The organism is Shigella sp. FC1661 (assembly GCF_001712525.1).
GTDB classification, from domain to species: domain Bacteria; phylum Pseudomonadota; class Gammaproteobacteria; order Enterobacterales; family Enterobacteriaceae; genus Escherichia; species Escherichia coli.
Map to the genome: position 1 here is coordinate 1 of NZ_MDGW01000377.1, position 24954 is coordinate 24954.

Annotated in this window: 18 protein-coding genes, 1 tRNA gene and 5 pseudogenes; 4 read left to right on the plus strand and 20 right to left on the minus strand. The window is 53.4% G+C overall.

Translation table 11 applies throughout. From position 1 onward, the window contains the following. Positions 1-15: 15 nt before the first annotated feature. The 15 genes and pseudogenes from BFF42_RS18410 to nnr all read right to left on the minus strand — a co-directional run. Positions 16-255, minus strand: a pseudogene (locus tag BFF42_RS18410) (IS1-like element transposase); the annotation flags it as partial. A gap of 219 nt (positions 256-474) precedes the next feature. After that, entirely contained in the window at positions 475-1206 is a 732-nt protein-coding gene (gene rlmB / locus BFF42_RS18415; protein ID WP_001293290.1) for a 23S rRNA (guanosine(2251)-2'-O)-methyltransferase RlmB, read from the minus strand. A 180-nt stretch (positions 1207-1386) separates the two neighbouring features. Continuing rightward, a pseudogene (rnr, locus tag BFF42_RS18420) lies at positions 1387-3827 on the minus strand (ribonuclease R). A 38-nt stretch (positions 3828-3865) separates the two neighbouring features. Then, positions 3866-4291, minus strand: coding sequence for a nitric oxide-sensing transcriptional repressor NsrR (gene nsrR / locus BFF42_RS18425; RefSeq protein WP_001177606.1), 426 nt, complete (start codon positions 4289-4291; stop codon positions 3866-3868). A 204-nt stretch (positions 4292-4495) separates the two neighbouring features. Continuing rightward, positions 4496-5794 carry an adenylosuccinate synthase gene (gene purA / locus BFF42_RS18430; protein WP_000527955.1) on the minus strand — a complete coding sequence of 433 codons (1299 nt, stop codon included), beginning with the start codon at positions 5792-5794 and terminating at the stop codon, positions 4496-4498. Between the two features lie 103 nt (positions 5795-5897). Beyond that, the gene (locus BFF42_RS18435; RefSeq protein WP_001089295.1) at positions 5898-6095 is read right to left on the minus strand and encodes a DUF2065 domain-containing protein; all 198 of its coding nucleotides are present in this window, start codon (positions 6093-6095) and stop codon (positions 5898-5900) included. A gap of 81 nt (positions 6096-6176) precedes the next feature. Next, positions 6177-7181, minus strand: coding sequence for a protease modulator HflC (hflC, locus tag BFF42_RS18440; RefSeq protein ID WP_001232412.1), 1005 nt, complete (start codon positions 7179-7181; stop codon positions 6177-6179). Positions 7182-7183: 2 nt separating this feature from the next. Beyond that, positions 7184-8443: an FtsH protease activity modulator HflK gene (gene hflK / locus BFF42_RS18445; RefSeq protein ID WP_000312488.1), complete on the minus strand. Its 1260-nt coding sequence runs from the start codon at positions 8441-8443 to the stop codon at positions 7184-7186. An 85-nt stretch (positions 8444-8528) separates the two neighbouring features. Then, positions 8529-9809: a ribosome rescue GTPase HflX gene (gene hflX / locus BFF42_RS18450; RefSeq protein ID WP_000460348.1), complete on the minus strand. Its 1281-nt coding sequence runs from the start codon at positions 9807-9809 to the stop codon at positions 8529-8531. 76 nt (positions 9810-9885) lie between these two features. Next, positions 9886-10194 carry an RNA chaperone Hfq gene (gene hfq, locus BFF42_RS18455; protein ID WP_001051888.1) on the minus strand — a complete coding sequence of 103 codons (309 nt, stop codon included), beginning with the start codon at positions 10192-10194 and terminating at the stop codon, positions 9886-9888. Positions 10195-10279: 85 nt separating this feature from the next. Beyond that, a pseudogene (miaA, locus tag BFF42_RS18460) lies at positions 10280-11228 on the minus strand (tRNA (adenosine(37)-N6)-dimethylallyltransferase MiaA). Beyond that, complete coding sequence (gene mutL / locus BFF42_RS18465; protein ID WP_039060489.1) at positions 11221-13068, minus strand: DNA mismatch repair endonuclease MutL; 1848 nt, start codon at positions 13066-13068, stop codon at positions 11221-11223. Before mutL ends, miaA begins: the two are co-directional and overlap by 8 nt. A 9-nt stretch (positions 13069-13077) precedes the next feature. Further along, positions 13078-14415 (minus strand): N-acetylmuramoyl-L-alanine amidase AmiB, encoded by a 1338-nt coding sequence (gene amiB, locus BFF42_RS18470; protein ID WP_000990330.1) that lies wholly within the window; start codon positions 14413-14415, stop codon positions 13078-13080. Positions 14416-14433: 18 nt separating this feature from the next. Then, positions 14434-14893, minus strand: a pseudogene (tsaE, locus tag BFF42_RS18475) (tRNA (adenosine(37)-N6)-threonylcarbamoyltransferase complex ATPase subunit type 1 TsaE). Next, a complete protein-coding gene (gene nnr, locus BFF42_RS18480; RefSeq protein WP_012421570.1) occupies positions 14865-16412 on the minus strand; it encodes a bifunctional ADP-dependent NAD(P)H-hydrate dehydratase/NAD(P)H-hydrate epimerase in 1548 nt (515 codons plus the stop codon). Before nnr ends, tsaE begins: the two are co-directional and overlap by 29 nt. On the opposite strand from nnr, the gene queG reads away from it, so the two are divergent. After that, on the plus strand, positions 16411-17550 hold the full coding sequence (gene queG / locus BFF42_RS18485) for a tRNA epoxyqueuosine(34) reductase QueG (protein ID WP_001294219.1): 1140 nt from the start codon (positions 16411-16413) through the stop codon (positions 17548-17550). The genes nnr and queG overlap by 2 nt on opposite strands. Here the strand turns inward: queG and BFF42_RS18490 are convergent. The 3 genes from BFF42_RS18490 to orn all read right to left on the minus strand — a co-directional run bounded on the left by BFF42_RS18490 (position 17533) and on the right by orn (position 18646). Beyond that, positions 17533-17586, minus strand: a complete 54-nt coding sequence (locus BFF42_RS18490) for a hypothetical protein (protein WP_010723271.1) — start codon at positions 17584-17586, stop codon at positions 17533-17535. The two genes, queG and BFF42_RS18490, sit on opposite strands and share 18 nt — an antisense overlap. A gap of 228 nt (positions 17587-17814) precedes the next feature. Continuing rightward, positions 17815-17890: transfer RNA gene (locus BFF42_RS18495), tRNA-Gly, on the minus strand. Positions 17891-18100: 210 nt separating this feature from the next. Beyond that, positions 18101-18646 (minus strand): oligoribonuclease, encoded by a 546-nt coding sequence (gene orn / locus BFF42_RS18500; RefSeq protein WP_001295188.1) that lies wholly within the window; start codon positions 18644-18646, stop codon positions 18101-18103. A 94-nt stretch (positions 18647-18740) separates the two neighbouring features. Between orn and rsgA the strand changes: the two genes are divergently transcribed. The 3 genes from rsgA to mscM all read left to right on the plus strand — a co-directional run bounded on the left by rsgA (position 18741) and on the right by mscM (position 24203). Further along, positions 18741-19793, plus strand: a complete 1053-nt coding sequence (gene rsgA / locus BFF42_RS18505) for a small ribosomal subunit biogenesis GTPase RsgA (protein WP_000041970.1) — start codon at positions 18741-18743, stop codon at positions 19791-19793. Positions 19794-19889: 96 nt separating this feature from the next. Beyond that, complete coding sequence (asd, locus tag BFF42_RS18510) at positions 19890-20858, plus strand: archaetidylserine decarboxylase (RefSeq protein ID WP_000934920.1); 969 nt, start codon at positions 19890-19892, stop codon at positions 20856-20858. A gap of 21 nt (positions 20859-20879) precedes the next feature. Further along, the gene (gene mscM / locus BFF42_RS18515; RefSeq protein WP_039060487.1) at positions 20880-24203 is read left to right on the plus strand and encodes a miniconductance mechanosensitive channel MscM; all 3324 of its coding nucleotides are present in this window, start codon (positions 20880-20882) and stop codon (positions 24201-24203) included. 150 nt (positions 24204-24353) lie between these two features. Here the strand turns inward: mscM and BFF42_RS18520 are convergent. Then, positions 24354-24653, minus strand: a pseudogene (locus BFF42_RS18520) (glutamate/gamma-aminobutyrate family transporter YjeM); the annotation flags it as partial. A 16-nt stretch (positions 24654-24669) separates the two neighbouring features. Then, a partial coding sequence (locus tag BFF42_RS18525; RefSeq protein WP_216079866.1) for an IS1 family transposase occupies positions 24670-24954 on the minus strand: 285 nt, incomplete at its 5' end.

Here is a 24954-nt window from a genome sequence, read left to right on the forward strand (position 1 = left end):
TTTTTAAGTGACGTAAATCGTGTTGAGGCTAACGCCCATAATGCGTGCAGTTGCCCGGCATCCAACGCCATTCATGGCCATATCAATAATTTTCTGGTGCGTACCGGGTTGAGAAGCGGTGTAAGTGAACTGCAGTTGCCATGTTTTACGGCAGTGAGAGCAGAGATAGCGCTGATGTCCGGCAGTGCTTTTGCCGTTACGCACCACCCCGTCAGTAGCTGAACAGGAGGGACAGCTGATAGAAACAGAAGCCACTGGAGCACCTCAAAAACACCATCATACACTAAATCAGTAAGTTGGCAGCATCACCTGCAGCGCCGTCGCCAGCGCCAACAGATTCCATGTCATATATTATTCCATATAGATTTAGTTTAAATATTAATAAAATGAATATTTGCAGTACGTAATTATCTTACCAGCTATAGACAAAAAAAAACCATCCAAATCTGGATGGCTTTTCATAATTCAGAGGAACTAGCTGCGCTGACGCACCGCTTCAAATAAGCAAATTCCGGTTGCAACCGAAACGTTCAGAGAAGAAACACTTCCTGCCATTGGGATGCTGATCAACTCATCGCAATGTTCACGGGTCAGGCGACGCATACCTTCACCTTCCGCGCCCATCACCAGCGCCAGGCGTCCGGTCATTTTGCTCTGATAGAGTGTATGATCCGCCTCACCTGCCGTACCGACGATCCAGATATTCTCTTCCTGCAACATACGCATGGTACGCACCAGGTTAGTCACCCGAATCAGCGGAACGCTTTCTGCCGCGCCACAGGCCACTTTTTTCGCCGTGGCGTTGAGCTGGGCGGAGCGATCTTTCGGCACAATCACCGCATGAACACCAGCGGCATCTGCGCTACGCAGGCACGCGCCGAGGTTATGCGGATCGGTTACACCGTCGAGGATCAGCAGGAACGGCTGATCGAGCGAAGCGATCAGATCCGGCAAATCATTTTCCTGGTACTGACGTCCTGGCTTCACGCGGGCGATAATGCCCTGATGCACGGCACCGTCGCTTTTCTCGTCGAGATATTGGCGGTTTGCCAGCTGGATAACCACGCCCTGGGCTTCGAGGGCGTGAATCAGCGGTAACAGACGTTTATCTTCACGGCCTTTTAAAATAAAGACTTCCTGAAAACGTTCAGGGGCGCGCTCCTGCAGGGCCTGCACTGCGTGGATGCCGTAAATCATTTCGCTCATTAATGTACTCGTTGTTTACGTTTTGCCTGATGCACTACGTTTATCCGGCCTACATGATCTCTGCAATATATTGAATTTGCGTGATTATGTAGGCCGGATAAGGCGTTCACGCCGCATCCGGCATGAACAAAGCGCATTTTGTCAGCAATCTAACCCTCTTCTGTTTGAAGAGGGTAATGATCACTCTGCCACTTTTTTCTTCGCCGCACGCTTCGCTTTGGTCGCAGCAGCTATTTTCTGCGTTTTCGCCGATGGCTTTTTCGCTTTTCTCGCGTCTTTCTTCGCTGCTTTCGGCTTCGTTTTTTTCTCACCGCGGAAGGCGCTGTCTGGCTCAAAGTTTACCTTTTTACCGACCAGACGACGCTTGCCGCCTTTTTTACCTGCATCGCCTTTTTTCGCTTTCTCGCGCGCCGTTTTACCGACGTTGCGCGGTGCGCGTTCGCTGGAGATCAGGCTAAAGTCGATTTTGCGCTCGTCCATATTAACCGCTTCGACGCGAACTTCCACGCGATCGCCCAGACGATAAGTCTGGCCGCTGGATTCACCCATCAGCCGTTGCCCTACCTGGTCAAAGCGATAGTAGTCATTGTCCAGCGAAGAGACATGGACCAGACCATCAATGAATAAGTCGTCCAGACGGACAAAGAATCCAAAGCCAGTGACGCTGGAAATTACGCCTTTAAAGACGTTACCTACCTGGTCGAGCATGAAGTCACACTTCAGCCAGTCAGCCACATCGCGCGTTGCTTCGTCGGCACGACGTTCCGCCATCGAACAGTGCTGACCCAGTTGCAGCATTTCTTCCATCGAATAATGGTAGCCGCCGGTTTCAGTGGTGTTGCCCTGATGCCCCTGCTCTTTCGCCAGCAGATATTTAATGGCGCGGTGCAGCGTCAGGTCTGGATAACGACGAATCGGCGAAGTAAAGTGCGCATAGGACTGCAATGCCAGGCCAAAGTGACCACGGTTTTCTGGATCGTAAATCGCCTGTTTCATCGAGCGCAGCAGCATGGTTTGCAGCATTTCTGCATCAGGACGATCGGCAACCGACTCCAGCAGCTCCGCGTAGTCACGCGGTTCCGGCTTGTTACCGCCCGGCAGTTCCAGCCCCAGCTCCGCCAGTACTGAACGGAAAGAGGTAATCGCTTCGGTGCTCGGCTTGTCGTGAATACGGAACAATGCTGGTTCTTTGGCTTTCTCAACGAAACGCGCCGCCGAGATATTCGCCAGAATCATGCACTCTTCAATTAACTTGTGTGCGTCGTTACGCTGAGTCTGTTCGATACGCTCAATACGGCATTCAGCGTTGAAAATAAACTTCGCTTCTTCGCTCTCAAATGAGATCCCGCCACGTTCTTCACGGGCTTTATCCAGCACTTTATAGAGGTTATGCAACTCTTCGAGATGCTTAACCAGCGGAGCGTACTGCTCGCGCAGATCCTGATCGCCCTGCAGAATATGCCAGACTTTGGTGTAGGTCAGACGCGCGTGAGAGCTCATCACCGCTTCGTAGAATTTGTAGCCCGTCAGGCGGCCTTTCGACGAAACCGTCATCTCGCACACCATACACAGGCGGTCTACCTGCGGATTGAGCGAGCACAGACCGTTAGAGAGCACTTCCGGCAGCATCGGGATAACCTGCGAAGGGAAGTACACCGACGTACCACGATTACGCGCTTCTCTATCCAGCGGCGTTGGCGGACGCACATAGTAGCTGACGTCGGCAATCGCGACCCATAAACGCCAGCCGCCGCCGCGTTTTTTCTCGCAGTAAACCGCATCGTCAAAGTCACGGGCGTCTTCGCCATCAATGGTGACCAGCGGTAAATCGCGCAAATCGACACGGCCCGCTTTTGCTTCTTCCGGCACTTCTTCTTTCAGCCCGGCAACCTGTTGCTCAACAGCCTGCGGCCAGATGTACGGAATTTCATGGGTACGCAAAGCGATATCAACCGCCATGCCGGTGCCCATATTGTCGCCCAGCACTTCGACGATTTTACCCACCGCTTTGGTACGGCGAGTCGGGCGTTGGGTCAGTTCAACAACCACCACAAAGCCCATCCGCGCGCCCATGATCTGATCGGGCGGGATTAAGATATCGAAGCTCAGACGGCTATCGTCAGGAACCACAAAGCCGACGCCCGCTTCGGTAAAGTAGCGACCAACAATCTGGCTGGTTTTTGGCACCAGTACGCGGACAATACGCGCTTCACGACGACCTTTACGGTCAGCACCAGCGGCTGAGCCAGCACCTGATCGCCATGAATGCAGGTTTTCATCTGCTCGCTGGAGAGATACAAATCATCTTTACGCCCTTCAACCCGCAGAAAGCCGTAGCCATCACGGTGGCCAATAACGGTACCTTTCACCAGGTCGAGGCGTTCCGGCAGCGCATAGCACTGACGACGAGTGAAGACCAGTTGACCATCGCGCTCCATCGCGCGCAGGCGGCGACGCAGGCCTTCAAGCTGCTCTTCGCCTTCAATGTGCAGTTCTACCGCCAGCTCATCACGGCTGGCCGGTTTTTCACGTTTGGTTAAATGTTCGAGGATAAATTCCCGACTAGGGATGGGATTCGCGTATTTTTCAGCTTCGCGTTCCTGGAAAGGATCTTGTGACATCTCGGTTCCTCCGTTGTCATCTCTGATGAAGATTTTCGTCACTCCACCAGCAATAATTTATAAAGCGGTTGATTCTCTTCAACCAAATCGGCAAGCGTGTAGTTATCCAGTTCCGTAAGAAAACTTTGCACGGCCTTAGAAAGCGCCTGTTTCAACCGACAGGCAGGTGTAATGTGGCAAAACTCACTGCTGCAATTCACCAGCGATAAGGGCTCCAGCTCGCGCACCACATCACCAATACGTATCGCACTCGCCGGTTTACCCAAGCGAATGCCGCCATTTTTTCCACGAACAGCAGTCACGTAGCCGGCACGACTAAGTTGATTGATTATTTTGACCATATGATTACGGGAGACGCCGTAGACGTCAGTCACTTCAGAAATACTGGTCATCCGCCCTTCTGGCAATGACGCCATGTAGATCAGCGCACGTAATCCGTAATCAGTGAAATTCGTTAACTGCACATCAACCTCAAAAGGGAAATCGGGAAAAAATACATTTATATTGATGATAAACCAGCCACAAGCTGTGTCGCTAATTTATTTCAGTTCGGGGAAGGAAAAAAGCGAGGATTTAACACTGTGTCGGATAGCGTAATGGCTTAACCGACACAGCAATGTATCACACTGTTAGCCCGGCAGGCAAAATATCTGCCAGGCGTACCAGAATTACGCGTCGAACGGGTCGCGCAGAATCATAGTTTCAGTACGATCCGGACCGGTAGAGATGATATCGATCGGCACACCGGTCAGCTCTTCAATACGCTTGATGTAGTTCAGCGCCGCCTGCGGCAGCCCGCTACGATCTTTCACGCCGAAAGTGGATTCAGACCAGCCCGGCATGGTTTCGTAAATCGGCTCTACACCTTTCCAGTCGTCAGCTGCCAGCGGAGTGGTAGTCACTTCGCGACCATCCGGCATACGGTAAGCCACGCAGAGTTTAACCTCTTTCAGGCCATCCAGAACGTCCAGTTTAGTCAGGCAGAAGCCAGACAGGGAGTTCAGCTGTACCGCACGACGAACGGCAACGGTGTCCAGCCAGCCGGTACGACGACGACGACCCGTCGTTGCGCCGAATTCGTTACCCTGCTTGCAGAGGAACTCGCCAGTTTCATCAAACAGTTCGGTCGGGAAAGGACCTGCACCCACACGAGTGGAGTAAGCTTTGAGGATACCCAGAACGTAATCAACATAACGCGGGCCCAGGCCGGAACCGGTCGCCACGCCACCAGCAGTGGTGTTGGAAGAAGTTACGTACGGATAAGTACCGTGGTCGATATCCAGCAGCGTACCCTGCGCACCTTCAAACATGACGAAATCGCCACGCTGACGCGCCTGGTCGAGCAGGTCAGAAACGTCAACCACCATAGAAGTCAGGATGTCGGCAACAGCCATCGTATCATCCAGAACTTTCTGGTAATCAACCGCTTCAGCTTTGTAGTAGTTAACCAACTGGAAGTTGTGATATTCCATCACTTCTTTCAGTTTTTCAGCGAAGGTTTCTTTGTCGAAAAGGTCGCCAACACGCAGACCGCGACGTGCCACTTTATCTTCATAAGCAGGCCCGATACCACGACCGGTGGTGCCGATCGCTTTCGCGCCACGCGCTTTCTCACGCGCGTTATCCAGCGCAACGTGATAATCAAGGATCAGCGGACATGCTTCAGACAGCAGCAGACGCTCACGAACGGGGATGCCACGGTCTTCCAGTTCTTTCATCTCTTTCATCAGCGCGGCCGGAGACAGCACAACACCGTTACCGATGATGCTGGTTACATTCTCGCGGAGAATACCTGATGGAATAAGATGGAGAACGGTTTTTTCACCGTTGATTACGAGAGTATGGCCTGCGTTGTGACCGCCCTGGTAGCGTACAACATATTTAGCCCGTTCAGTCAGAAGATCGACGATCTTACCTTTACCTTCGTCACCCCATTGGGTGCCCAGTACGACGACGTTGTTACCCATTTTTCAAAATCACCGTTTGCTTAAAAATGGATTCTACCATCGCTTTTTCAGAGTTACAGCACTTTTTGCACTCAAAAATGACCTCGATCAGTCTGTTTTTTGTTCAGCCAATCGTTTTCCTCAACATGTAGTAGACCACAACGCCCGCAACCACAAGTCCACCGCCAAAACGACGTAAAATATTATCGGGCAAATTGGTCATCGCAGAGATCATCTTCTTCCATGCCTTCGGGTAAAGCATCGGCCCTAAACCTTCCAGTACCAAAACCAGGGCAAGCGCCAGCCAGATTGTCGAATTCATTCATTATCCTTATAGAAAAAGAAAACCACCGACATCCCTGAGGATACGGTGGCTTTATTGACCTGTACCGCAGTCGTTATATTAACGCGTTGCGGAAGTCGGCGTCTTCATGTAGCGGAAGAAATCGCTATCCGGGCTCATGACCATCACGTCCTGATTGCCAGAGAAGCTGTTCTCATAAGCACGCAGGCTACGGATGAATGCGTAGAAGTCCGGATCTTTACTGAATGCATCAGCAAACAGTTTGGCTGCTTCGGCATCGCCTTCACCACGCATGATGCGGCCCTGACGCTCAGCTTCTGCCAGCGTTCTGGTCACTTCATAGTCGGCAGTCGCGCGCAGTTTTTCCGCTTCTTCCTGACCTTGTGAACGGTGACGACGCGCTACCGCTTCACGCTCGGCGCGCATACGGTTGTAGATCGCTTCAGACACTTCGGTCGGCAGGTTGATCTGCTTGATACGCACATCGACAACTTCAATACCCAGCGCCGCCATACTGTTCGGGTTGATGACCGGAACTTTGCCCTTCGTCTCAGCCGTTACGCGCTCTGCCGCTTCGGCAATGGCGTTATCTGCTGCCGGGGTAGTAACTTCATCTTCTGTACCCGCAGAACCGGAGTTCAGCGCGTCACGTACTTCGAGGGTCAGACGACCACGGGAATCAGTGACGATATCTTTCACGTCCAGGCGACCAATTTCAGAACGCAGACGGTCAGAGAACTTACGTTTCAACAGCACTTCCGCTTGCGAAATGTCGCCACCACCCGTTGCCAGGTAGTAACGGCTGAAATCGCTGATGCGCCATTTGATGTAAGAGTCGACGATCAGGTCTTTCTTCTCTTTGGTCACAAAGCGGTCGGCCTGGTTGTCCATGGTCTGAATACGTGCGTCGAGCATTTTCACCGTTTCAATGAACGGTATCTTGAAATGCAGACCCGGCTCATAAACCAGAGGTTTGTTGTCATCGTCACGCAGTACCTTACCAAAACGCAGCGTAATACCGCGCTCACCTTCTTTGACGACAAAGACAGACATGTAAAGCACTACCAGCACGATGATGATAATCGCGATAACTGACTTACGCATCGTTATTCCCCCTGACGCTGGTAGTCGTTACGCTGCGCGTTGGCGCGGCGTTGGTCCATAATATCGCCCTGACTGGTGGACGACGTGTTGCTTGCTCCACTGGTTGTGGAGGAAGAGGCTGGCGGCAAACGCAGCAGATTGCTGGCACCGTTATCGCTCTTCGCCGCAGGGGCGTTACCACCTTTCAGCATCTGGTCTAACGGCAGAACCATCAGGTTGCCACCTTTATCGTTAACCAGCACTTTGCGGGTGTTACCCAACACTTTTTCCATCGTCTCGATATACAGACGCTCGCGAGTAATTTCCGGCGCGGCTTTATATTCCGGCAGAAGTTTAGCAAAGCGCGCCACTTCACCCTGAGCTTCCAGGATGGTCTGGGCCTTGTACGCACGCGCCTCTTCGAGGATACGTTGCGCCTGACCGTTCGCACGCGGCTGAACTTCGTTGGTATACGCTTCTGCTTCACGAATGTATTGCTGTTCGTTTTCACGCGCGGCAATCGCATCGTCAAACGCCGCTTTTACTTCTTCCGGCGGACGAGCAGCCTGGAAGTTGACGTCCAGCAGAGTGATGCCCATGTCATACGGACGAATCGTCTCTTCCAGTTCGCGCTGGGTATCGCTACGAATCACGGTACGACCTTCCGTCAGAATGCGGTCCATGGTGTATTTACCGATAACCCCGCGCAGGGCGCTGTCGGTAGCCTGACGCAGGCTGTCATCCGGGCTGGTCACGCTATACAGATATTTTTCCGGATTGGTAACGCGGTACTGCACGTTCATCTCAACGCGCACTACGTTCTCGTCCGACGTCAGCATCACACCGGAAGCGGCCAGTTCACGCACGGCTTCCACGTTTACCGGTTTGACTTCGTCGATAAACGTCGGTTTCCAGTTCAGACCCGGCTCAACCAGATGGCTGAATTTACCAAAGCGTGTTACCACGCCGCGTTCGGCTTCTTTAATGGTATAGAAACCACTGGCCGCCCAGATAATGACAATCGCTGCCGCTGCGATGGTAACGACACGACCGCCAAGCTGCGGGCGCGGGCCTTGCGATGAACTGCCACCGCCAGATCCGGTGCCTTTACCGCCGCCCAGACCACCGAGCTTTTTGCTCAGTTTGCGGAAGATATCATCTAAATCAGGTGGCCCTTGATCGCGACCGCCTTTGTTTCCATTTCCCTCAGAGTTGCCGCCAGGTTTGCTGCTTCCCCACGGGTCGCGGTCTTGTCCGTTATTACCGGGCTGATTCCACGCCATGTTTGTGCTCCATATTTGTTATGCGGTGATCCCTGTTGTCTTTCGACGCCAGAGGATATGACTCCACGCTTCAGACGCTACGCCGTTAGATCAGGTAATCGATCAACGCCGGTTCTTGTTTACAGAGGCGACGCCAGTCAACGATCGGCATACGAACTTGCAGACTTACGCTGCCGTCCTCCTCCATCCACTCTTTTTCTATTGCCTGAAGCTGATAAAAACGACTTCTCAGACGCCCTTCCTGCGGTGGCAGACGCAATGTATGCTGCGCCACCTCGCCGGAAAGCCGCTCCGTCAAAGCCTGAAAAAGCTGTGGTATCCCCGCTCCGGTCTGTGCGGAAAGCCAGACACGGATCGGTTTGTTCTCTTCGTCCCGATCAATACGCGGTTCGAAATCTTCCAGCATATCGATCTTGTTCATCACCAGCAGGGTTGGGATCTCGTGAGCGTCGATCTCTTCAAGAACCGTATTCACCGCTTCGATGTTTTCTTGTACACGCACATCCGCCGCATCAATGACGTGCAGCAGTAATGTGGCTTGCCGCGTCTCTTGTAACGTGGCTTTAAATGCCGCCACCAGATCGTGCGGCAGATGGCGAATAAACCCTACGGTATCTGCAAGTACGGTTTCACCGACATCCGCGACGTCAATACGCCGCAACGTCGGGTCGAGGGTGGCAAACAACTGGTCTGCCGCGTAGACCCGCGCTTCGGTGATGCGATTGAAAAGGGTAGATTTACCGGCGTTGGTATATCCCACCAGCGAAACAGTAGGAACGTCGGCTTTGATACGCGATTGCCGCCCCTGCTCACGCTGCTTTTCAACTCTTTCCAGGCGCGACTGTATCTGCACGATGCGATTACGCAACAAACGACGGTCGGTTTCGAGCTGGGTTTCACCCGGACCACGCAAACCTATCCCGCCTTTCTGTCTTTCAAGGTGGGTCCAGCCACGCACCAGGCGCGTAGCCAGATGGCGCAGCTGCGCCAGCTCAACCTGCAACTTACCCTCATGGGTACGCGCACGTTGGGCGAAAATATCTAAAATAAGGCCGGTGCGGTCGATGACTCGACACTCGCACAAACGCTCCAGGTTACGCTCTTGCGCCGGGCTCAGGGCATGGTCAAAAAGAACGACCGAAGCACCCGTCGCTTTGACAGCTTCCGCAATTTCAACTGCTTTACCTTCACCTACAAAATACTTTGGGTGCGGCGCTTTACGGCTACCGGTAATCACCTGCAATGCTTCGACACCGGCGGAAGAAACCAGAGATTCAAACTCCTGGAGGTCTTCCATATCTTTGTCTTTCGTAAAATAGATGTGTACCAGTACCGCCTGCTCACCAGCATCATAACGGTCAAACAAGCGTATAACCCTCTAAATAGATCAGCGGGGAACGCAGGATCGCTGGCTCCCCGTGTAAAAAAAACAGCCCGAAACCTTATTCGGTTTCTTCGCTGTCCTGTTGCGCGGAAGTATTCTGCGCGCTGCTACCATGATGGTAGTTACTGCTGGTACCGCCACTGGCGTTGTTACTGTGATGAGAAACCGGACGAGACGGGACAACAGTAGAAATCGCGTGCTTGTAAACCATCTGGCTGACCGTGTTTTTCAACAGGATCACGAACTGATCAAAAGACTCGATTTGCCCTTGCAGCTTAATACCATTCACCAAATAAATAGAAACTGGAACACGTTCCCGACGCAGTGCGTTCAGGAACGGATCTTGTAAAGATTGCCCCTTAGCCATTCTCTCTTTTCCTTATATGCTTATTTGTACTTTGAACCTTTCGATTCTGAAAAAATTGCGCACGATACGTCTCAATTGTACACATTCAGCCTGCGATAGCACCAACAACCTGTAATACTTCGTCACGCGCCTGTTCTGGTTTTTCACTGTCAAGCCAGTGAACCCCTTCCCAACCACGCAGCCAGGTTATCTGCCGCTTCGCCAACTGTCTCGTGGCGCAAACACCTCGATAAACCATTTCATCGTATGAGATTTCGCCTTCAAGGTAAGACCACATCTGGCGATAACCCACGCAACGAATGGAAGGCAAGTCCGTATGCAAATCTCCTCGGGCAAAAAGCGCCCGGACTTCTGCTTCAAAACCTGAAGCCAACATCTGATGAAAACGCTGCTCAATGCGTTGATGGAGCAGTTCACGGCTCGCCGGGGCGATGGCGAACTGATGCACCTGATACGGTAGAGCGTCTCCTGACGTTTGCGTCAGTTCCGTTAAAGTTTTACCCGAAATGAAAAAAACTTCCAGTGCCCGGGAAAGCCTTTGTGGATCATTTGGATGAATCCTTGCTGCCGCAACCGGATCTACCTCCTGAAGTTGACGATGCAATGACTCCCAACCTTGCTCTGCCGCCTGTTGCTCAATTCTGGCCCGCACTTCCGGGTCTGCCGACGGTAGCGGCGACAACCCTTCCAGCAATGCCTTGAAATACAACATCGTACCGCCCACTAACAGTGGGATCCGCCCCGCCGCGGTGATATCGGCCATTTCCGCCAGCGCATCGCGGCGAAAATCAGCAGCCGAGTAAGCCTGCGACGGATCGCGAATATCCAGCAATCGGTGCGGCACGGCGAGTAACTCTTCAGCGTTCGGCTTCGCCGTCCCGATATCCATCCCTTTGTAAATAAGGGCAGAATCAACGCTTATCAACTCTACTGGTAAATTTACGCAGCTCAATGGCTAACGCCGTTTTACCGGAGGCCGTCGGCCCCATCAAAAAAATCGCCTTAGGCAGGCTCGCCTTACTGATATCACTCATCTTTCAGGGCTTTTATCGCCGGATGTAAATCAACAGATTGTAACAGACCACCCGGCGGCGTTTTCACAAGTTGCGGACATAACCGTTCCACGTCCGCCAGCAGGGTTATGGCCTGTGCCATTGACCACTGCGCATGTTCGCTCATCAGATTTCGTGCAATCCACTGCGCAATATTGCCAGGTTCGAATACGGACTGCTTCGCCAGGTAGCCTATCAGTTCAGGAATCAAGATTTGTAAATTTTGTTGGCGTAAGGGTAAAGGCACGGCCCTGATGGTCACATGCTGTGCATCTGACTGGAAATCAATACCCAATTCCGCCAGGGCAGACTGCGCTTTTTCTAATGCCGATTTTTCTTCGCCAGAAACTTTTAGCCGCAACGGAATAAGCAGCGGCTGAGCGCAAACTGGCGCTTCACCCGGCGTCAGTTGTACCTGACGTAGCCAACGTTCTGCCACTGGCAAGGCTAAAAGTGAAATGTTGCCGTCGCGCTCCAGCAACGCACAGTCGGAATGGACGATAGTCAGTACCCGACCAAAACTCTGACTGTTCGCCGCAAGTGCAGGTTCCTGCGGTTCCGGCGCTTTTAATTTTTGCATCGGCGCGGGCGTTTGCAAAAGCTGGCGATACACTTCACCTTGCTGTTTCTGGTAGCCTAGCTGCGCATTCGGCCAAGGGGCAGCCGGACGACTGCCTGATGCTGGCGCAGGAGTGTAGCGCGGAGCTACCGGCTCACGAGCTGCCGGTTCTGCAAAGTGATTGCGCCCCGCCGCCACGCGGTTTTCCGGAATGGAACGCGGTGCAGGTTGGGGTTCATCGTCCAGCGGTAGCGGCGTTTCCAGTTGCTGTTGTAGCACGCTCAGCACGCCCTGATAGATAAAATCATGCACCAGACGCGACTGATGGAAACGCACTTCGTGTTTGGCGGGGTGCACGTTGACGTCCACCTGATGCGGATCGATCTCCAGATACAGCACAAATGCCGGTTGCTGATCGGCCCCCAGTTTGTCTTCGCAGGCCTGGCGGATCGCGTGATTGATCAGGCGATCGCGCATCATGCGACCGTTCACGTAGCAATACTGAATTTCTGCCAGTGCGGGCGTGGTGTGATTTGGATCGGCCACCCAGCCGCGTAGCGTGAGATCGCCGTGTTGCCATTCAATCGCCAGCGCTTGTTCAAGAAAAGCAGTGCCGCAAATCGCGCCTAAGCGCCGTTCTTTTTGCCCGCCTTCCGGCACTGCGCGGTACTGACGCACAATTTTACCGTTATGCGACAGGTTGATCGTGACGTCGAAACGCGCCAGCGCAATGCGGCGGATGATCTCATCAATGTGGTTAAATTCGGTTTTCTCGGTGCGCAGGAATTTGCGCCGCGCCGGGGTGTTGTAGAACAGATCCAGCACCTCCAGCGTCGTCCCCACAGGATGCGCCGCCGGTTTTACCGTCACGTTCATATCGCGCCCTTCGGCATAGGCCTGCCAGGCTTCCTGCTGTTCTGCGGTGCGTGAAGTGAGCGTCAGGCGGGAAACCGAACTGATACTCGCCAGCGCCTCACCGCGAAAGCCCAGGCTGATAATGGCTTCGAGATCGTCCAGAGAGGCGATTTTACTGGTGGCATGACGAGCCAGCGCCAGCGCCAGCTCATCTTTTTTGATACCGCAGCCGTTATCACGAATGCGGATAAGTTTCGCCCCACCGCGTTCGATATCAATATCGATACGCGTCGCACCTGCATCGAGGCTGTTTTCCACCAGTTCTTTGACTACCGACGCAGGTCGCTCGACCACCTCACCTGCGGCAATCTGGTTCGCCAGTTGTGGCGGTAAGACCTGAATTGGCATCAATCGTCCTTAGTTTGGCAGCGTGCGATCTGGCGTCGTCACCGTACTGGCCGTTTGTGCCGTTGCACCCTGCGGCGCAGATTGCATCGGATGCGCAAGGAAATAATTGCGCAGGCCTTTGTAAATGGCTTCTGCCAGCTGTTGTTGGTAATCGTCGCTCGCCAGCAAACGTTCTTCGCTGTTGTTGCTGATAAAACCGGTTTCGACCAGTACTGACGGGATATCCGGCGAACGCAGAACGCCGAGACTCGCGTGTTCTGGTCGGCGTTTATGTATTTCGCCAATGCGTTGCAACTGACTGATCATACTGGTCGCTACATCATACCCTACCCGCTGGGAATGACCGAACTGTAAATCCAGCACCGCCTGGCTTAAATAGGGATCAGACTGACTGTTCGCCAGCACATCGCCCGCCCCACCCAGCAGCTCCGAATGTTTCTCGTGCTGCTCCAGCCAGCTGGCCATTTCGCTGTTGGCGCGACGGTTAGAGAGCACCCATACGGAAGCGCCAGTCGCACTGCGGTTCGGTGCGGCATCAGCGTGAATAGACACGAGGAAATTAGCGTTTTGCTTACGTGCCACATCGCTGCGCCCCATCACCGAAATAAAGTAATCCCCGTCACGGGTTAAAACGCCTTTAAACATCGGATCGTCATTGAGCAAAGTACGCAATTTACGCGCGATGGCGATGGTGACATTTTTCTCCCGCGTACCACCGGGGCCGATAGCGCCAGGGTCCTGACCGCCGTGTCCGGCATCAATAGCGATGATAATTTTATCGCCAGTGTTAGCCGTCGCGCGCGCTGCCGGACGCGTTACCGTATTACTGCTGATAACACCCGTAGTGCGGTTACTTTCCGTTTTAAACGGATTGCGCGCCGGTTCGCTGACGCGCGGTGCGACAACCGCAGGCGTTTCAACGCGTTTCGCAACCACGGGCGGCGGAGGAGGCGGTGGCGGCACATCGGCGTTAATCGTAAAGACGACAGTGTAATTGCTGCCATTCTGCCGCTTCACCGCTTCGGTTTTACCATTTTCGGTAAGATCGACCACCAGCCGTAGCGTTTGTGCATCTTTAGGCGTTCCAGAGCGAATCGCCTTCACCAGATTATTGCCGCTGAACAACAACGGCAGTCCCTGAATCACGCCCGTTTGTTTGATATCGAGCGCCACGGTGCGTTTGCTTTGATGGCTAAACGCATAATCAGGATCGCCAATAAAACTCAACGTTATCCGCGCCTGTTGATTACCGTTAGAAACCTGAATATCAGAGAGCGTCGCGGCACCCACCGGCGTGCACAGCAGCAGCAGCGTCGCTACCAACCAATTTCTGATGCGATACATCATCCCGCCACCTTTCAAAGGTTAACCGGCTAAACGCGCCAGCAACAATTCACCCGCAGAGGAAACCGCACTCACGCGCGCCTCACGGCCTTGTGCCTGATAATCAATGTGTATTTCGACATCCGGGTCAGGAAGAACACCTGTACCTTGTTGTGGCCACTCCACCAGGCAGATGGCATCGTTGGCAAAATAATCGCGGATCCCCATAAACTCCAGCTCCTCGGGATCGGCAAGGCGGTACAAATCAAAGTGATAAACCATTAAATTGTCGAGCGTATAGGGTTCGACCAGCGTATAAGTGGGGCTTTTGACATTACCCTGATGACCCAGAGCTTGTAAAAAGCCGGCTAAAGGTGGTCTTACCTGCGCCTAAATCGCCATACAGATAGATTACGGTTGCGCCATCGCAGGCTTTCGCTACCCGCTCGCCCAGGTCTAATGTTGCCTGCTCATCAGGGAGCGGAATTACTCGATTCATCATGGTTTTTATCAGTCACTTCCGGGTTAACAATACGCTGTAGCGTGGAAAAGAGATCGGTTGCCAGCATCCCGCGCGTTCCAAAACGCGCCGCCAGTACGTCAGCTGCCGCACCGTGCGCGACACAGCCCGCACAGGCGGCATCATACGGCGACAGTTTTTGCCCAAGCAATGCGCCAATAATACCAGAGAGCACATCGCCCATGCCGCAGCTCGCCATGCCTGCATTTCCGGCATCAATAATGCCTAAAGCGTCAGGATGGGCGGCGACCACGGTTCCGGCACCTTTCAGCACCGCTACGCCGCCATAACGTTGTACCAGACGTTTGGCGCAATGTAAGCGGTCACTTTCAATTTCAGCGACGGAACAGCCTAACAACCGTGCGGCCTCGCCAGGATGCGGCGTGATCACGCGATTGTGACGCTTATCGGGATTGATTGCCAGCAGGTTCAATGCATCGGCATCCCACAACATCGGTTTGCGAAAATTCTCAACTTTTTGCAGTGCTTTTTTCCCCCACTCTTGCTGGCCCAGACCGGGACCAATCACCACCACATCGGCCCATTCCAGGCTTTCGGTAAGAGAGTCCATCGTCAGTTCATGCACCATCAATTCCGGTCGTGCAGTCAGCAGCGGCGCAATGTTTTCACTGCGGGTCAGTACTCGGACTAAACCAGCACCAGCACGCAGCGCCGCTTCCCCCGTCATACGAATAGCCCCCGCCGTGCCGTGATCGCCACCGATAATTACCAGCCGCCCGTGATCGCCTTTATGCGAAGTCGGGCGACGCGGTTTTAGCCAGTGAGAAAGTTGTTCTGCTGAAAACCGCTGAATTTTCGTCTCCTGACCTGCCAGCCAACTATCCAGCCCCAGTGAGTCAAAATGCAGTTGTCCGGTAACATCCCGCGCTTTTCCAGTGAGCAAGCCTGGTTTCAGCGCAATAAAAGTGATGGTGTGATCGGCGTTGATCACCGCGCCTGGCGTAGCGCCAGTTTCAGCCAGCAGGCCGGAAGGGATATCAACCGCCACAATCGGCGCAGGATGGGAATTAGCGTGGTCGATTAACTGGCTAATGGATTCGCGGGGCGCTTGCCGCAAACCGGTACCGAGCAGCGCATCAACAATCAGATCTACCGATTCGGGCCAGACAATATTCGAAGCATGGATCTCGCCACCCGCGTTTAACCATGCTTCGCGTGCCAGCGCGGCCTCTTCCGGCAACGGTTTGTCGCTCTCCTGGGCAAACAACGTGACCTCAATGCCGACCGCTTTGGCCAGTCGCGCGACCACGTAGCCATCGCCGCCGTTATTACCATGACCGCACAGCACCAGCCAGTGGCGGGCGTCAGGATACGCCGAACGACACACCTGGAATGCGGCCTCGCCAGCGCGAAGCATCAGCTCATAGAGTGTGAGCCCCAGCACATCTGCCGCCTCGCGTTCTCCGCGGCGGATATCGTCGGCGTACCAGACGGTGTGTGGTATACTTACGGGGTTTTTCTTCATTGTATGGTCCGTCATGTCAGAGCCCCTCGATCTCAATCAGTTAGCGCAAAAAATTAAACAGTGGGGGCTGGAACTGGGCTTTCAGCAGGTAGGTATTACCGATACCGATCTCAGCGAGTCCGAGCCCAAACTGCAAGCATGGCTGGACAAACAATACCACGGCGAAATGGACTGGATGGCACGTCACGGTATGCTGCGCGCTCGCCCTCATGAGTTATTGCCCGGTACGCTGCGCGTGATCAGCGTGCGGATGAATTACCTTCCTGCTAACGCCGCATTTGCCAGCACGCTGAAAAACCCCAAACTCGGCTATGTTAGCCGTTATGCGCTGGGCCGTGACTATCACAAACTTCTGCGCAACCGACTCAAAAAGCTGGGCGAGATGATTCAGCAACATTGTGTTTCGCTGAATTTTAGACCGTTTGTCGATTCTGCGCCTATTCTCGAGCGCCCGTTAGCTGAAAAAGCTGGGCTCGGCTGGACAGGTAAGCACTCACTTATCCTCAATCGCGAGGCCGGTTCGTTCTTCTTTTTAGGCGAATTGCTGGTCGATATTCCGCTGCCCGTGGATCAACCAGTCGAGGAAGGATGCGGTAAATGCGTGGCCTGTATGACGATTTGCCCGACCGGTGCCATCGTCGAGCCATATACCGTCGATGCTCGCCGCTGTATCTCTTATCTCACCATCGAACTTGAAGGGGCGATCCCGGAAGAGTTGCGACCGTTAATGGGAAACCGTATTTACGGTTGCGATGACTGCCAGCTTATCTGCCCGTGGAATCGCTATTCACAACTCACCACAGAAGAGGATTTCAGCCCGCGTAAGCCGCTACACGCACCGGAACTCATTGAGTTATTCGCCTGGAGCGAAGAGAAGTTTTTAAAAGTCACGGAAGGATCGGCGATTCGTCGTATTGGTCACCTGCGTTGGCTGCGTAATATCGCCGTAGCATTAGGCAATGCCCCTTGGGATGAAACGATTTTGACAGCGCTGGAAAGTCGTAAAGGTGAGCACCCACTTCTCGATGAGCACATAGCGTGGGCGATTGCGCAGCAAATAGAGAGACGAAATGCGTGCATAGTCGAAGTGCAATTGCCGAAAAAACAGCGTCTGGTTCGGGTGATTGAAAAAGGGTTACCGCGTGACGCCTGATTCATCCACAGCTTGTGAATAAAAATAAAAACGCATTGCAATTCAAGACGAATAAAATCGTCAAGTGATCGACTCGACAAAACGGAATCTTAATTTTTAACTTATCTATCAATAGGTTAAAAAAATACTATTCACCGTGCGAAGTTTCTTTGAAATTAAGATTACAGCCTGAGGCTGTGGATAACTCTGTTTACAAGAGTTTGTCAGAGACAACGAAAACCAGCAATAACGCATCGCTGTGGATATTTTATTGAGAGAAGAATTTGGAGCGGGAAACGAGACTCGAACTCGCGACCCCGACCTTGGCAAGGTCGTGCTCTACCAACTGAGCTATTCCCGCGTACTACTTAATTTTGCTTTCGTAATTTTCGCATTTCTGCGTCGTTACGGGAGGCGCATTATACGAGAAATCTTTCCCTCTGCAACCCCCCAAAAAAGTTTTTTTTGCGTTTTTATCTCAAGTGCTGAAATTATCAGCAAGACGTTCAATTTAGCGTCAAAATCACGCCGCCGCAAGTGGATTCCGGCGCTTACGTGACCAGGAAAAATTTTACAGCTTGATAAAATGCTCGCGGTAGTAAGCCAGCTCCGCCACCGATTCACGGATATCATCCATCGCCTGATGCGTCCCCTGCTTGGTAAAACCATCCAGAATTTCCGGCTTCCAGCGGCGCGCCAGCTCTTTCAGGGTGCTGACATCGAGATAACGGTAGTGGAAGTAGGCTTCCAGCTCCGGCATGTATTTAAACAGGAAACGACGGTCCTGTCCGATGCTGTTACCGCAAATCGGCGATTTTCCCGCAGGCACCCACTGTTTTAAGAATTCGAGCGTTGCCAGTTCAGCTTCCCGATCGCCCATCGTGCTCGCTTTCACGCGCTCTACCAGCCCGCTGGCGGTATGGGTGCGCACGTTCCAGTCATCCATCAGCGCCAGCTGTTCATCGGACTGATGTACTGCAATGGTCGGCCCTTCTGCCAGAATATTCAGATTGGCATCGGTCACCAGCGTGGCAATCTCAATAATGCGATCGCGCTCGGGATCCAGACCAGTCATCTCAAGATCGATCCAAATCAGGTTGTTTTCATTGGCACTCATGCTATTTTCCACCCATTCACAGTGACTATATTGATCCACAATTGCGTGTATCATAGATGTTTTGCCCATCAGGGGCGACCAGGAGTCTGTACGATTGAGTAAAAATAAACTCTCCAAAGGCCAGCAGCGCCGCGTGAACGCCAATCACCAGCGTCGTCTTAAAACGTCTAAGGAGAAGCCCGACTACGACGACAATCTGTTTGGCGAGCCTGATGAAGGTATCGTCATCAGCCGCTTTGGTATGCACGCTGATGTGGAATCCGCCGATGGCGACGTTCACCGCTGCAATATTCGCCGTACCATCCGTTCGCTGGTGACCGGCGACCGTGTAGTCTGGCGTCCGGGTAAACCGGCGGCGGAAGGCGTAAATGTCAAAGGGATCGTGGAAGCGGTGCATGAGCGTACCTCGGTGTTGACGCGTCCGGATTTCTACGACGGCGTAAAACCTATTGCCGCCAACATCGACCAGATTGTCATTGTCTCCGCCATTTTGCCGGAGCTGTCACTCAATATTATCGACCGTTACCTGGTGGCCTGCGAAACCTTGCAGATTGAGCCGATTATTGTGCTCAACAAGATAGACCTGCTGGACGACGAAGGCATGGCGTTCGTCAACGAGCAGATGGATATCTACCGCAATATCGGTTATCGCGTATTGATGGTTTCCAGCCATACTCAGGATGGGCTAAAACCGCTGGAAGAGGCGTTGACCGGGCGCATCAGCATTTTTGCCGGGCAGTCTGGCGTCGGCAAATCCAGCCTGCTGAATGCGTTGCTGGGGCTGCAAAAAGAGATCCTGACCAACGATGTCTCTGACAACTCGGGGCTCGGTCAGCACACCACGACCGCCGCTCGGCTGTATCACTTCCCGCACGGCGGTGATGTGATTGATTCCCCTGGTGTGCGTGAGTTCGGCCTCTGGCACCTGGAGCCGGAACAAATCACTCAGGGCTTTGTCGAATTCCATGACTATTTAGGTCTGTGTAAATATCGCGATTGCAAACACGATACCGATCCGGGCTGCGCTATCCGGGAAGCGGTTGAGGAAGGGAAAATCGCGGAAACCCGTTTCGAAAACTATCACCGTATTCTGGAAAGCATGGCGCAGGTAAAAACGCGTAAAAACTTTTCTGATACGGATGACTGACAATTAAGCTAACCGTCGTTAGAATCGTCCCCTTTTTTTCAGGCTCCGGCATGTTGGCCGGATCAGGAACGACAAAACAATGGCCTGGAGGCTACCTTGTTAAATTCATTTAAACTTTCGCTACAGTACATTCTGCCGAAACTATGGCTTACTCGCCTGGCGGGTTGGGGCGCAAGCAAGCGGGCAGGATGGCTGACAAAACTGGTTATCGATCTGTTCGTTAAATACTACAAGGTCGACATGAAAGAGGCGCAAAAGCCGGACACCGCCAGCTACCGCACCTTTAACGAATTCTTTGTCCGTCCGCTGCGTGACGAAGTACGCCCAATCGATACCGATCCGAATGTACTGGTCATGCCTGCCGATGGCGTTATCAGCCAGTTGGGTAAAATCGAAGAAGATAAAATCCTGCAAGCCAAAGGCCACAACTACAGCCTCGAAGCCCTGCTGGCAGGCAACTATCTGATGGCGGACCTGTTCCGCAACGGTACGTTTGTGACCACTTACCTCTCCCCGCGTGACTACCATCGCGTACACATGCCGTGCAACGGTATTCTGCGTGAGATGATCTACGTGCCGGGCGATCTCTTCTCCGTTAACCATCTCACCGCTCAGAACGTGCCGAATCTGTTTGCCCGTAACGAACGCGTGATTTGCCTTTTCGATACCGAATTTGGCCCAATGGCGCAGATTCTGGTCGGAGCGACGATTGTTGGCAGCATTGAGACGGTCTGGGCGGGCACCATTACGCCGCCGCGCGAAGGTATCATCAAGCGCTGGACCTGGCCTGCCGGGGAAAACGACGGTTCTGTGGCACTGCTGAAAGGCCAGGAAATGGGTCGCTTTAAACTCGGTTCCACCGTTATCAACCTGTTTGCACCGGGTAAAGTGAATCTGGTTGAGCAACTGGAAAGCCTGTCTGTCACGAAAATTGGCCAGCCGCTGGCAGTATCTACCGAAACCTTTGTTACGCCAGACGCTGAACCCGCCCCACTTCCTGCTGAAGAGATCGAAGCAGAACACGACGCCAGCCCATTGGTTGACGATAAAAAAGACCAGGTCTAATCCATCAAAGGAAACGCTGACGTGCGCCTGATTATCACTTTTCTGATAGCCTGGTGCCTCAGTTGGGGGGCGTACGCCGCGACGGCCCCCGATAGCAAACAAATCACTCAGGAACTGGAGCAGGCAAAAGCGGCGAAACCCGCACAGCCGGAAGTCGTAGAGGCGCTCCAGTCTGCCTTAAATGCGCTTGAGGAACGAAAAGGTTCCCTTGAGCGCATCAAACAATATCAGCAAGTTATCGATAATTATCCGAAACTCTCCGCTACTCTGCGCGCACAATTAAACAACATGCGTGACGAGCCGCGCAGCGTGTCGCCGGGAATGTCTACCGACGCGCTGAATCAGGAAATTCTCCAGGTCAGCAGCCAGTTGCTGGATAAAAGCCGTCAGGCCCAGCAAGAGCAGGAGCGCACCCGCGAGATTGCCGATTCGCTGAATCAACTGCCGCAACAGCAAACCGACGCCCGCCGTCAGTTAAATGAGATCGAGCGCCGCCTGGGAACGCTTACCGGCAATACTCCGCTCAATCAGGCACAAAATTTCGCGTTGCAGTCTGACTCTGCAAGTCTTAAGGCGCTCGTTGATGAACTGGAGCTGGCGCAGCTGTCTGCCAATAACCGCCAGGAATTAGCGCGCTTACGCTCAGAGCTGGCGGAAAAAGAGAGCCAGCAACTGGATGCGTATTTGCAGGCCTTGCGTAATCAATTAAACAGCCAACGTCAGCTTGAGGCGGAGCGGGCGCTGGAAAGTACCGAATTGCTGGCAGAAAACAGCGCCGATTTGCCGAAAGATATCGTCGCGCAATTCAAAATTAACCGCGAACTATCGGCGGCTTTGAATCAACAGGCGCAGCGGATGGATCTCGTTGCCTCGCAACAGCGTCAGGCTGCCAGCCAGACGTTACAGGTCCGGCAGGCGTTGAATACGCTGCGTGAACAGTCGCAATGGCTGGGATCGTCCAATCTGCTCGGCGAAGCGCTGCGGGCGCAGGTGGCACGGCTGCCAGAAATGCCAAAACCACAACAGCTTGATACCGAAATGGCGCAGTTGCGTGTGCAACGGTTACGTTATGAGGATCTGCTTAATAAACAGCCGCTGCTACGGCAAATCCATCAGGCCGACGGTCAGCCGCTGACCGCCGAGCAAAACCGTATTCTGGAAGCACAACTGCGCACTCAGCGTGAGTTGCTGAACTCATTGTTGCAGGGTGGCGACACGCTACTATTGGAACTGACCAAGCTGAAAGTCTCCAACGGGCAACTGGAGGATGCGCTGAAAGAGGTGAACGAAGCAACGCACCGCTATCTGTTCTGGACCTCTGACGTGCGCCCGATGACCATCGCCTGGCCGCTGGAAATCGCCCAGGATCTGCGTCGTCTCATTTCGCTGGACACCTTCAGTCAGTTGGGCAAAGCCAGTGTGATGATGCTGACCAGCAAAGAGACAATTTTGCCGCTGTTTGGCGCGTTGATTCTGGTCGGTTGCAGTATTTACTCGCGCCGCTATTTCACCCGTTTTCTTGAACGTTCGGCGGCGAAAGTTGGCAAAGTGATTCAGGATCACTTCTGGCTGACGTTGCGCACTCTTTTCTGGTCGATTCTCGTCGCGTCACCGTTACCGGTGCTGTGGATGACGCTGGGTTACGGCTTGCGCGAGGCGTGGCCTTATCCGCTGGCGGTCGCGATTGGCGATGGTGTAACGGCTACCGTGCCGCTGCTGTGGGTAGTGATGATTTGCGCCACCTTTGCCCGCCCGAACGGCTTGTTTATCGCTCATTTTGGCTGGCCGCGCGAACGTGTTTCCCGTGGGATGCGCTACTACCTGATGAGCATCGGGCTTATTGTGCCGCTGATTATGGCGCTGATGATGTTCGATAACCTCGACGACCGTGAATTCTCCGGTTCGCTGGGACGGCTTTGCTTTATCCTCATTTGCGGTGCGCTGGCGGTGGTCACCCTCAGCCTGAAAAAGGCCGGGATCCCACTGTATCTCAACAAAGAGGGCAGCGGCGACAACATTACCAACCATATGCTGTGGAACATGATGATTGGCGCGCCGTTGGTTGCCATTCTGGCGTCGGCTGTGGGTTATCTGGCAACGGCACAGGCGCTGTTAGCGAGGCTTGAAACCTCGGTTGCCATCTGGTTCCTGCTACTGGTGGTTTATCACGTTATCCGCCGCTGGATGCTGATCCAGCGCCGCAGGCTGGCGTTTGACCGGGCGAAGCATCGCCGGGCAGAGATGTTAGCGCAACGTGCGCGTGGCGAAGAGGAAGCGCATCATCACAGTAGCCCGGAAGGAGCAATTGAAGTCGATGAAAGCGAAGTCGATCTCGATGCCATCAGTGCGCAATCCTTGCGGCTGGTGCGCTCAATTTTGATGTTGATCGCCCTGCTTTCTGTCATTGTGCTGTGGTCAGAAATCCATTCCGCTTTCGGCTTCCTCGAAAATATTTCGCTGTGGGATGTCACCTCCACGGTACAAGGCGTAGAAAGTCTGGAGCCAATTACCCTCGGTGCGGTGCTGATTGCCATTCTGGTGTTTATCATCACCACGCAGCTGGTGCGCAACCTGCCCGCGCTGCTGGAACTGGCGATTTTGCAGCACCTGGATTTAACGCCGGGTACAGGCTACGCCATCACCACCATCACCAAATATCTGCTGATGCTGATTGGCGGGCTGGTCGGCTTCTCGATGATTGGTATTGAGTGGTCGAAATTGCAGTGGCTGGTCGCCGCGCTCGGTGTTGGTCTCGGTTTTGGTTTGCAGGAAATTTTCGCCAACTTTATCTCTGGTCTGATTATCCTGTTCGAAAAACCGATTCGCATTGGCGATACGGTGACAATTCGCGATCTCACCGGTAGCGTGACGAAAATTAACACCCGCGCCACCACCATCAGCGACTGGGACCGTAAAGAGATAATCGTGCCGAACAAGGCGTTTATTACCGAGCAGTTTATCAACTGGTCGCTCTCTGACTCGGTTACGCGCGTAGTGTTGACGATTCCGGCCCCTGCTGATGCCAACAGTGAAGAAGTGACGGAAATCCTGCTCACCGCAGCGCGTCGCTGCTCGCTGGTGATCGACAACCCGGCACCGGAAGTCTTCCTGGTGGATCTGCAACAAGGGATTCAGATTTTCGAGCTGCGTATTTATGCCGCTGAGATGGGTCACCGTATGCCGCTACGCCATGAGATCCACCAGCTGATTCTGGCTGGCTTCCATGCCCACGGTATCGATATGCCATTCCCGCCCTTCCAGATGCGTCTGGAAAGCCTCAACGGTAAACAAACGGGGAGAACGCTGACGTCTGCGGGCAAAGGTCGTCAGGCGGGAAGTTTGTAATGCATGAAGCTGCCAAATGATGTCAACGTGGCTCATTTAGCAGCTTAACATCATCTTCAGTTATCACCGGCCCTGGAGAGTATCATCCATACGCATTACTTCCTGACAACTCATCGCCGGAGAGACGATGAGTTGCAGGATTTCATATGATCAGTCGAGAGCTACCTCAGGTTTATTCGCCATGCGACTGCAATAGTTCTGGTAAATCGCCATCGCTAACAGCGAGAAGAAGACAGGGCCGCCAATCATCCACAATGTGCTGTCCCAGTCTCCGACTTCAACCACAGGCGGAATAATGGTGAAGACGTTCGCAAATGTCACCACCAGTACGACAACCACCGTCGCAATCATTGCCGACATACGCGTTTTGAAAATCACAAATGGTCTGTCGAGATCCTGACGTGCTTTAAAGAATGGGAAAGCCAGCGCGAGGAACAGGTAAGGAAGCGTCGGTAATGACTCCAACTTACTGATAGTGTTTTATGTTCAGATAATGCCCGATGACCTTGTCATGCAGCTCCACCGATTTTGAGAACGACAGTGACTTCCGTCCCAGCCTTGCCAGATGTTGTCTCAGATTCAGATTATGTCGCTCAATGCGCTGAGTGTAACGCTTGCTGATAACGTACAGCTTTCCCTTCAGGCGTGATTCATACAGCGGCCAGCCATCCGTCATCCATACCACGACCTCAAAGGCCGACAGCAGGCTCAGAAGACGCTCCAGTGTGGCCAGAGTGCGTTCACCGAAGAC